The sequence below is a fragment of the Campylobacter sp. IFREMER_LSEM_CL292 genome, assembly GCF_025771615.1.
Classification (GTDB): Bacteria; Campylobacterota; Campylobacteria; order Campylobacterales; family Campylobacteraceae; genus Campylobacter_D; species Campylobacter_D lari_D.
In genome coordinates this window covers 24672-34417 of sequence record NZ_JAKMQP010000006.1, presented here as the reverse complement: position 1 = coordinate 34417, position 9746 = coordinate 24672, and the positions used below count along the sequence as shown (strand labels likewise).

The following is a 9746-nucleotide window of genomic DNA, read 5'->3' as shown; positions in this document are numbered from 1 at the left end:
AGTTAAAGAAAGCTATAAAATTTAAGGAAAGAAATGACACTTTTAGATGGTAAAAAGCTAAGTGATAAGTTAAAAGAAAATTTAAAACAAGAAGTATTAGAACTTAAAGCTCAAAGTATAGAACCTTGTTTGGCTGTAATTTTAGTAGGCGAGGATCCTGCTAGTGCTACTTATGTGGGTTCTAAAGCAAAAGCTTGCGAGCAATGTGAAATTAAGTCTTTAGTTTATAAACTTGATGTAAATACAACTCAAAATGAGCTTTTGGCTTTGATTAATACTTTAAATCATGATGATAGTATAGATGGAATTTTAGTTCAACTTCCATTGCCATCGCATATTAATAAAGATATAATCTTAGAAAGTATTAACTTTAATAAAGATGTAGACGGCTTTCACCCCTTTAATGTCGGAAATTTAAATCTTAATTTAAAAGGTGGTTTTTTACCATGTACACCTTTAGGAGTTATGAAAATTTTAGAACATTATGATATAAAATTACAAGGAGCTAGTGTAGTTGTAATAGGAGCTTCAAATATAGTAGGCCGTCCTATGGCTACTCTTTTGTTAAATGCTAATGCTAGTGTGAGTATTTGTCATATTTATACAAAAGATTTAAAAGCTTATACAAAAAATGCTGATATTGTTATCGTAGCAGCAGGTTGTCCAAATCTTTTAAAAGAAGATATGGTTAAAGAAGGTGTGGTGGTAATTGATGTTGGGATTAATAGAGTTGATGGAAAAATAGTAGGCGATGTCGATTTTGAAAATGTTAGTAAAAAAGCTAGTTATATCACTCCTGTACCAGGTGGAGTAGGGCCTATGACTATTGCTATGCTTTTAGAAAATACTATAAAATCAGCTAAAAATAGGATAAAAAAATGAAATTTTTGAAGAAAATTTATAAATTTACACAATCTTGGACGGGAACTTTAGTAGTTGTTTTATTGATTATATTTTTCTTTATACAAGCTTTTACTATACCAAGCGGTTCTATGAAAAATACTTTATTAGTAGGGGATTTTTTATTTGTAAAAAAATTTTCTTATGGTATTCCAACCCCGCATATTCCTTGGGTGGAAATTCCTGTTTTACCTGATTTTAATAAAAATGGACATTTAGTAAGTGGTGAAGGTCCTAAAAGAGGGGATATTGTGGTATTTAGATATCCGCATGAGCCAAAAATCCACTATGTAAAAAGATGTGTGGCCAAAGGCGGAGATGAAGTAGTTTTTGCAAATAAAACCTTATATGTGCGTATGGTTGAGGGTGATGAATATATGAAAGATTATTATCCTAATAAAACAAAAATCATAGGCGGAAGACTTTTTGTAAAAGAGCCTTTTGTGGAAAAAGGAATACATTATGATTCTAGAGTGGATATAGACAGTGTATTTTTTCGCTATTTAAATTTGAGGCAATTTGCTATGAAGCCTGCTTCTTTTGATGAATTAGGTGCTAATAATATTTATGGTTTTAATGCTTATTATTATAAAGTACCTGAAAATGAATATTTTATGATGGGCGATAACCGTGATCATTCTAGCGATAGTCGATTTTGGGGAAGTGTAGATTATAAATATATAGTTGGGCAACCTTGGTTTATTTATTTTTCATGGGATGAAAATAAAAAAGTTAGATGGGAAAGAGTAGGGCGTTTAGTTGAAACTATAGAAAAAGATGAACGCTTTATTCATCATAATGAAAGCGACATAGAAGCTTTAGAATAATTACCCAAAGAAACAAATAAAAATAGTTTGTGTAGAAAATGTATAGTTTCTACACAAAATTTTTTAAAAATATATAATCTTGATTTTACTCGTAGAATTTTTTAAGCTCCAAGTTGTAACAATTACAAAAATTAAAATTAGTATAAGATAAAAGGATAGAAAATGCTAAGCCAAAGATCTCAAAATTTAGGAGAATCCTTAACTTTAGTAATGACTGATATAGCCAAAACTTTAAAAGCAAATGGTGAGAAAGTTATTAGTTTTTCGGCAGGTGAGCCTGATTTTGATACTCCAGAAATCATTAAAAAAGCAGCAATTGAAGCTATTGAAAAAGGTTGTGGAGCTTATACGCCAGTTGTGGGTATAAAAGAAGTTATAGAGGCTGTACAATATAAATTTAAAAATGATAATAATTTAGATTATAAAACAAGTGAAATCATTACCAATGTTGGTGCTAAACATTCTTTGTTTATGGCGATTGAGTGTTTAGTCGAAGAAGGTGATGAGGTTATCATTCCAAGTCCTTATTGGGTGAGTTATCCTGAAATGGTAAAATTTGCAGGCGCAACTCCTGTGTTTATAGAAGGTGAAGCAAAAAATGGATTTAAAATCACCCCAGAACAATTAAAACAAGCTATTACTTCAAAAACTAAGGTTTTGATGTTTAATTCTCCATCAAATCCTACAGGAGCTATATATTCTAAAGAAGAAATAAGTGCTTTAGCTAAGGTTTTAGAAGGAACTAAAATAGTAGTTTTAAGTGATGAAATTTACGAAAAATTAGTTTATGATGGAGAATTTTGTGCCTTTGCACAAGTTAGTGAAGATGCTTTAAATAGAACTGTAAGTATTAATGGTCTTAGCAAATGTGGTGCTATGCCAGGGTGGCGTTTTGGATACATGGCAAGTAAAATGAGCGAGTTTAATAATGCTGTTAAAAAACTACAAGGGCAAAGTACATCAAATATTTGTTCAATCATCCAACACGCAGCTTTACCAGCCTTACTTGGAAAAGCAGATAATGATATTGAAATGATGAGACAAGCCTTTTTAAAGCGTAGAGAATTAGCTTGTGAAATTTTAGCCAAAAGCGATAAGTTAAAATTAGAACAAATTCCACAAGGAGCTTTTTATTTATTTATATCTTGCAAAGAAGTTGATAATGATTCTATGAGATTTTGTAAAAGACTGCTAGAAGAGCAAAAAGTAGCTTTGGTGCCAGGCATAGGTTTTGGCATGGAAGGGTATTTTAGGCTCTCTTATGCAACTAATGAAAAAGATATTATTGAAGGTTGTGAAAAAATCGTTGAATTTATAAAAAACTACTAATTTCTTAAGCCTGTTGAAAACAGGCTTTCTTTCAAAAAAACTTATAAGCAAGTCTTTGGTATGATTATGCAAAAAATACAGGAAAAATAATGGAATTTGAAGTTCAATATAAAAGTGCAAATGCTAGAGCTTGTCGTATAAAAACTACACATAGTGAAATTTTAACTCCTATTTTTATGCCCGTTGGAACTTTGGCTGCGATTAAAAGTTTAGATGCTGTTGATATGAGTGAGATTTTAAATGCAAAAATTATTTTAGCAAATACTTATCATTTGTATTTAAGGCCTGGTTCTAAAGTGATTAAGCAAATGGGTGGCCTGCACGGTTTTAGTAAATTTGAAGGCTCTTTTTTAACAGATAGTGGAGGTTTTCAAGCTTTTTCTTTAAGTAAAAATTCAAAACCTGATGAAAAAGGTATTCAATTTAAAAGTCATATCGATGGAAGTTTGCACTATTTTACCCCGCAAAGTGTTTTAGATGCACAATATGATTTTAATTCAGATATTATGATGATTTTAGATGATTTAGTGGCCTTACCTGCAAGTAAAGAAAGGATAGAACTTTCTCTAAAACGCACTATAAAATGGGCAAAAGAAGCTATTGATTATCATAAGTTAAAACAAAGTCAAGGTGTGGGAATAGGGCAAAATATCTTTGGTATTATCCAAGGTGGGACTGATTTTGAAGCTAGAAAAATTTGCTCTCAAGCACTTTGCGAGATGGATTTTGATGGACTTGCTATAGGTGGATTAAGCGTGGGAGAAGAAAATGAGGCTATGTATGATACGGTTGAAGCTATGATGCCTTATGTGGATAACAATCGCCCTAGATATTTAATGGGAGTTGGCACGCCTGAAGATTTAGTAGAAAATGTAGCAAGAGGTGTGGATATGTTTGATTGCGTGATGCCAACAAGAAATGCAAGAAATGGTACTTTATTTACTAGCTTTGGAAAATTTAATATCAAAAAAGCAGAATTTATCACTGATCATGCTCCTATAGACGGCAAATGTTCTTGCTATACATGTAAGAATTTTTCAAGGGCCTATTTAAATCATTTATTTAAAGCCAAAGAATTAACCTTTTTTAGACTTGCAAGTATTCATAATTTACACTATTATTTAAATTTGGTCAAGCAAATGCGTGAAGCTATTATTAAAGATGAATTTGAAAATTTTAGAAAAGAATTTTATAGGCAAAGAATGTGTTAAATAATACTTTAAAACAAATTATTAGTAATATTAATATATCAAATGCTTATTATGAATTTGATGATTTTGATATTTTCACTCTAGATATAACTAAAAATTCTAAAAGTGTATTTGTTTTTAAAGAAAATCAAATTTTTGAGTATAAAGATGAAAATTTGATTTTATTTTCTAATACGGAATTTATAGCTATATTAAAAGAAATTTTGCAAAATGAAAAAGAAAAAAATAATACCATTAACCTTTCTATAGAAAAAAGAGAGGAGTTGATTTTAGAAAATAAAAAAGTAAAGAATTTCTTGACAAAATATTTTATATTAAAAGTTAAGCTTAGTAAAAGTTATAACATGGTTTCTTCTGTTTTAAAGGCTTGTAAAATTTGTCATAGTAAGCATCATTTTATAAAGAAAAGTTTAAAAACAATTATTTTAAATTTAGCTGTTTTGGAAAAAAATATTAAAGAAAATATATCAAGATTAGAAGGGATTTACACTTATATTAATACCGCAAGAAATGAAAAAATAAATAAAAATATTTACTTTTTAAGTATTATGTCTGCAATTTTTTTACCTTTAAATTTAATCGTTGGATTTTTTTGGTATGAATACCAAAAATTTATTTTTATCTGAAAATGAATACGGAACTTACTATATTTTAGCTGTGATTTTAACGATATTTTTTATTTTATTTTTATGGTATCAATTTAAAGATAAAAAAGAATTGGATTTGGATGAATTTTCTGTAAAAAAGAAATAAGTGGTACGCCCAAGAGGATTCGAACCTCTGACCTTTTGAACCGCAATCAAATGCTCTATCCAGCTGAGCTATGGGCGCAAAAATAAAGAGTAATTCTATCAAAAAATTCTTAAAATTAGCAAAAATAAATATTTTTATAGAATTTTTATATTTTTATGCTAATCTTCTTTTTAATATTTTAGCTTAAGGCAAAGTCATGATACATAAGATTTTAATAGCCAATAGAGGTGAGATTGCAGTAAGGGTGATCCGTGCTTGTAGAGATTTGCATATACAAAGTGTTGCTGTTTATACTGAACCTGATTATGAGTGTTTGCATGTAAAAGTTGCTGATGAAGCATATAGAATAGGAACTGATGCCATAAGAGGGTATTTAGATGGTAAAAGAATAGTTGAGATTGCTAAAGCTTGTGGAGCTGATGCTATACATCCTGGATATGGTTTTTTAAGTGAAAATTATGAATTTGCAAAAGAATGCGAAGAAGCAGGGATTATCTTTATAGGTCCAAAATCAGATGTTATCCGTAAAATGGGTAATAAAAACATAGCAAGATATTTAATGAAAAAAAATGGAATCCCTGTAGTTCCAGGTACTGAAAAATTAAATCATTGCACATTAGAAGAAATCAAACTTCAAGCTTTAAAAATAGGCTATCCTGTAATTTTAAAAGCTAGTGGTGGTGGTGGCGGTAGAGGCATACGCGTAGTACATAAAGAAGAGGATTTGGAAAAATCTTTTGAAGCATGCAAAAGAGAAGCACTAAGTTTTTTTAAAAATGATGAAGTTTTTATGGAAAAATATGTTATTAATCCAAGGCATATTGAATTTCAAATTTTAGCAGATAATTATGGTAATATCATTCATCTTTGTGAAAGAGATTGCTCAATACAAAGAAGACATCAAAAAATCATTGAAATAGCACCTTGCCCAAGTATTTCAGAAAAACTAAGAAAAACCATAGGAGTTACTGCAGTAGCTGCTGCAAAAGCTGTGGGCTATACGAATGTTGGGACGGTTGAGTTTTTACTTGATGATTATAATAGATTTTATTTTATGGAAATGAATACAAGAATTCAAGTAGAACACCCAATTACTGAAGAAATCACGGGGATTGACCTTATCACAAGACAAATTCGTATAGCAAATGGGGAAATTTTAGATCTTGAGCAAAGCGATATAAAACCAAGAGGTTTTGCGATAGAAGCTAGGATTACAGCAGAAAATGTATGGAAAAATTTCATTCCAAGTCCAGGCAAAATTACAGAGTATTTTCCAGCTTTAGGGCCATCTGTGAGAGTGGATAGTCATTTATATAAAGACTATACTGTGCCACCTTATTATGATTCTTTACTTGCAAAATTAATTGTTAAGGGCTCAAGTTATGATAGTGCAGTTAATAGACTTGAGAGAGCTTTGAAAGAATTTGTGATTGATGATATTAGAACAACTGTTCCATTTTTGATTGCAATTACCAAAATAAGAGAATTTAGAAGAGGGTATTTTGATACTTCTTTCATAGAAACACATATGGAAGAGCTTTTGGAAAAGACAGAAGATAGACACCAAGAAAATAAAGAAGAAGTAATTGCTGCTATAGCTGCAGCCTTACAAAAGATAAAAGAAAGTAGGCAATCATGAGTTTTTTAGATGAATTAAAAGATATAAAAAAAGCACTCCAAAAAGAACAAGGTCAAATAAAAAAAGAAAAGGTTAAAGCGAGTAAAAGCGGAGTTAGTATGAAAAATACTGACTTAGATGCTATACAAAAAGACTTAGCTAAGCAAAATGAAGATAAAAAGCAAGAACAAGAATTTGAAGATATGTTTTTAAAAGAAGAGCGCTTAGCTAATGAATTTATGGAATTTGTAAAAAATAGTGATATTAAAAAGATCTAATGAATAATATTATTGGTTTTTGTACTTTAGAAGAAGAATGTCCTTATCTTGAAAATAGATATTGTAGAAATGAGTATAATTATATATCTTTTATTAACAAAGCACAAAATCAAGAATTAGTTTCAAGAGGTTGGCGTCGCTTTGGATCATATTTTTCAAGACCAATATGTAATGATTGTAATGAATGTCAAAATTTGCGTATTTTGGTAGAAAATTTCCATTTTAGTAAAAGCTATCGTAGGGTTTTAAAAAAAAATATAGCTACTAAGATAATCTTACAAAAACCTTCTTTAAGTGATGAGCATTTACTGCTTTATGAAAAATACCACCATTATCAAAAAGATAAAAGAAATTGGAAAATTTATGATTTAAATTTTAGAAAATATTACAATCTTTATGTAGATAATGCAGGTACTTTTGGATATGAACTTGATTTTTATATAGATAATAAGTTAGTTTGTGTTGATTTGATTGATATTTTAGAAGATGGAATTTCTAGTATATATTGTTTTTATGATCCTGATTTTTCACATCTAAGTCTTGGAAAATACTCGCTTTTAACAGAAATCAAGCTTGCACAATTAAAAAAATTAAAATATATTTATTTAGGATATTTTGTAAAAGGGTGTCAATCTTTATCGTATAAAGCCGATTATAGTCCAAATGAAATTTTAAAACACACTAGTGCTTTAGATGAACAGGCATTTTTGTGGAGTTAGGTTTATAGAGAGGATTTTATGCAAGTAGTGCAAACTTTAGAATCTGTTAGTGTTAATACTGATGATTTTTTAATGTTTAAATATTTTCAAGATCTTATCCGTAAAAATTTTTCTAAAGTCATAGGAAATAAAAACAAAACCCTATCTTTTTTTGTGGAAAATGAAATTCCTCAAAGAAGATATTTTTTAAAACTTGTTAATCACAAGTATAAAAAAAATACTGGAAACCAAATCGATAATCTTGCTTTTGCGCATTATAAGACCTTTAAATTAAATCTTGCTCAAGCAAATACTTTAAAGCCTGTAATCTTTGCTAAAATAGGTTTTGCACAAAAAAATATCTTAATAACTTTAAGTTCTAATGAAAAAATGTTTGCTGTATATTTAGAGCAATATTTTAAAGATCATAAAAGCATGTATGATGAGAAAAATTGTATTTTTTCAGTAGAATACAAAGATGATAATACTTTAAATCTTTTAGAAATTTTAGCAAGCGTAAATGAGCATTTAAAATATTGTGTGGATTTTACAATCAATGAAACTCAACTTTTAGAATTTAGAAATAAAATGAAAAATAAAGCCAATACTAATTGGAAATTTAATGCTTTGGCTAAACTTTTTGAGAATTATTTCCAAACTTTAGGATGTAATTCTAATGATGATTTTGCTACTATTAGACAAAATTATCTTAATTTGGTTAAAATTTATCATCCTGATCGCCATCAAGGTAAAAGCAAAATCGAACAAGCTTATTGTCGTGAGGAATTTGAAAAAATTCAGCTTGCTTATGAGAGTTTAAAATCTTTATATAAAAACAATACATAATCTCCAAATAACATCATTTTAAGTTGCAATTTATTAAAATTAATTTTTATAAAATTCTAGGAAGAAATTTTGGTTGCTGATAGAAAATTATTTTTTTTAAGTTGCATTCTAATAACTATAGGGATACTTTTTTCATATTCTTTAAGTGCTTTTACTGTGCTTTATTTAGAATATAATGAATTTCATTTTTTTATCAGACAGCTTTTTTTCGGACTTAGTGGTATAGCTATTATTTATTTTGTTTCAAGATTAAATCCTGATAGTAAAATGGCACATTATTTAATGATAAGTGTTTTATTAATCTCTTTTTTATTTATACTTATTTTGCCTTTTTTACCGACCTTTCTTGCTACTGCAGCAGGTGGTGCTAAAAGGTGGATCAGGCTTGGTCCTTTATCTATTTCTCCTGTTGAATTTTTTAAGATAGGTTTGATTTATTTCCTTGCTTGGTCTTATACAAGAAGAATTGATGATAGCAAAAAAGCAATCAAACACGAAGTTTTAATTTTAATTCCTTATTTTATTTTAGCTGCTTTTGTTATTGGTTATATTTATATGACACAAAATGATTTAGGCCAAAGTGTTATCTCTTTTTTCTTGGTTTTTGCTTTAGCATTTTTTGCAGGAGCTAGTAAAAGACTTTTTGCTTTTGGCGTGGTTATTGTTGGAATGATTGGGGTTTTGGTGATTTTAAGTAATCAAAGAAGAATTCAGCGTATTTCTGCTTGGTGGGGAAATATCCAAGATGCGTTTTTACCTTTTTTTCCTGATTGGCTAGCAAGTGCTTTAAGAGTAAGCCATAACTCAGAACCTTATCAAATTTCACATAGTTTAAATGCTATAGCTCATGGTGGATTTTTTGGAGAAGGGTTGGGCCTTGGAACTTTTAAATTGGGATTTTTAAGTGAGGTGCATACGGATTTTGTTTTATCAGGGATTACTGAGGAAATAGGATTGTTAGGATTGAGCATTATATGTTTGATTTATTTGATGGTCATACTTAGAATTTTTAGAATTGCTGGGCGTTGTGAAAATAAGGTCCATTTTTTATTTTGTTCAGGTGTAGCTTTACTTTTATTATTTTCATTTTTTATGAATGCTTTTGGAATTATTTCTTTAACTCCATTAAAAGGAGTTGCTGTGCCACTTTTAAGTTATGGTGGCAGTTCTATGTGGTCTATTTGTCTTGGAATAGGTTATGTTTTAATGATTAGTAAGAAGGTAAAAATTTAAACTCATTAATTAAAATATATAAAAATTAACTTAAATAAAAAATATTCTATAAC

Annotated in this window: 10 protein-coding genes and 1 tRNA gene; 10 read left to right on the top strand and 1 reads right to left on the bottom strand. The window is 29.1% G+C overall.

Annotation, left to right across the window (positions count from 1 at the left end):
- Window positions 1–33: 33 nt before the first annotated feature.
- The 5 genes from folD (at window position 34) to L8T82_RS04805 (ending at window position 4893) form a co-directional block, all read left to right on the top strand.
- On the top strand, window positions 34–882 hold the full coding sequence (gene folD, locus L8T82_RS04825; protein ID WP_133319286.1) for a bifunctional methylenetetrahydrofolate dehydrogenase/methenyltetrahydrofolate cyclohydrolase FolD: 849 nt from the start codon (window positions 34–36) through the stop codon (window positions 880–882).
- Window positions 879–1727 carry a signal peptidase I gene (lepB, locus tag L8T82_RS04820; RefSeq protein ID WP_263725993.1) on the top strand — a complete coding sequence of 283 codons (849 nt, stop codon included), beginning with the start codon at window positions 879–881 and terminating at the stop codon, window positions 1725–1727. The genes folD and lepB overlap by 4 nt, the downstream gene beginning before the upstream one ends.
- Window positions 1728–1889: 162 nt before the next feature.
- On the top strand, window positions 1890–3056 hold the full coding sequence (locus tag L8T82_RS04815) for a pyridoxal phosphate-dependent aminotransferase (RefSeq protein WP_263725992.1): 1167 nt from the start codon (window positions 1890–1892) through the stop codon (window positions 3054–3056).
- A gap of 89 nt (window positions 3057–3145) precedes the next feature.
- Window positions 3146–4267 carry a tRNA guanosine(34) transglycosylase Tgt gene (gene tgt, locus L8T82_RS04810; RefSeq protein WP_220566759.1) on the top strand — a complete coding sequence of 374 codons (1122 nt, stop codon included), beginning with the start codon at window positions 3146–3148 and terminating at the stop codon, window positions 4265–4267.
- Window positions 4261–4893, top strand: coding sequence for a CorA family divalent cation transporter (locus tag L8T82_RS04805; RefSeq protein ID WP_263725991.1), 633 nt, complete (start codon window positions 4261–4263; stop codon window positions 4891–4893). The genes tgt and L8T82_RS04805 overlap by 7 nt, the downstream gene beginning before the upstream one ends.
- A 128-nt stretch (window positions 4894–5021) precedes the next feature.
- On the opposite strand, the gene L8T82_RS04800 is transcribed toward L8T82_RS04805, so the two are convergent.
- Window positions 5022–5098 (bottom strand) — tRNA-Arg (locus L8T82_RS04800).
- A gap of 118 nt (window positions 5099–5216) precedes the next feature.
- Between L8T82_RS04800 and L8T82_RS04795 the strand changes: the two genes are divergently transcribed.
- The 5 genes from L8T82_RS04795 to ftsW all read left to right on the top strand — a co-directional run bounded on the left by L8T82_RS04795 (window position 5217) and on the right by ftsW (window position 9693).
- Window positions 5217–6659 (top strand): acetyl-CoA carboxylase subunit A, encoded by a 1443-nt coding sequence (locus L8T82_RS04795; protein WP_220566761.1) that lies wholly within the window; start codon window positions 5217–5219, stop codon window positions 6657–6659.
- Complete coding sequence (locus L8T82_RS04790) at window positions 6656–6916, top strand: hypothetical protein (protein ID WP_263661557.1); 261 nt, start codon at window positions 6656–6658, stop codon at window positions 6914–6916. Before L8T82_RS04795 ends, L8T82_RS04790 begins: the two co-directional genes overlap by 4 nt.
- A complete protein-coding gene (locus tag L8T82_RS04785; protein WP_133319279.1) occupies window positions 6916–7635 on the top strand; it encodes an arginyltransferase in 720 nt (239 codons plus the stop codon). The genes L8T82_RS04790 and L8T82_RS04785 overlap by 1 nt, the downstream gene beginning before the upstream one ends.
- A gap of 18 nt (window positions 7636–7653) precedes the next feature.
- Entirely contained in the window at window positions 7654–8460 is an 807-nt protein-coding gene (locus tag L8T82_RS04780) for an adenylosuccinate lyase (RefSeq protein ID WP_263664728.1), read from the top strand.
- 69 nt (window positions 8461–8529) lie between these two features.
- A complete protein-coding gene (ftsW, locus tag L8T82_RS04775; RefSeq protein ID WP_220566762.1) occupies window positions 8530–9693 on the top strand; it encodes a putative lipid II flippase FtsW in 1164 nt (387 codons plus the stop codon).
- Window positions 9694–9746: the final 53 nt, after the last annotated feature.

Coding starts and splice junctions, on each gene's coding strand:
- folD (WP_133319286.1), top strand. CDS start 34: ATGACACTTTTAGATGGTAAAAAGCTAAGTGATAAGTTAAAAGAAAAT.
- lepB (WP_263725993.1), top strand. CDS start 879: ATGAAATTTTTGAAGAAAATTTATAAATTTACACAATCTTGGACGGGA.
- L8T82_RS04815 (WP_263725992.1), top strand. CDS start 1,890: ATGCTAAGCCAAAGATCTCAAAATTTAGGAGAATCCTTAACTTTAGTA.
- tgt (WP_220566759.1), top strand. CDS start 3,146: ATGGAATTTGAAGTTCAATATAAAAGTGCAAATGCTAGAGCTTGTCGT.
- L8T82_RS04795 (WP_220566761.1), top strand. CDS start 5,217: ATGATACATAAGATTTTAATAGCCAATAGAGGTGAGATTGCAGTAAGG.
- L8T82_RS04790 (WP_263661557.1), top strand. CDS start 6,656: ATGAGTTTTTTAGATGAATTAAAAGATATAAAAAAAGCACTCCAAAAA.
- L8T82_RS04785 (WP_133319279.1), top strand. CDS start 6,916: ATGAATAATATTATTGGTTTTTGTACTTTAGAAGAAGAATGTCCTTAT.
- L8T82_RS04780 (WP_263664728.1), top strand. CDS start 7,654: ATGCAAGTAGTGCAAACTTTAGAATCTGTTAGTGTTAATACTGATGAT.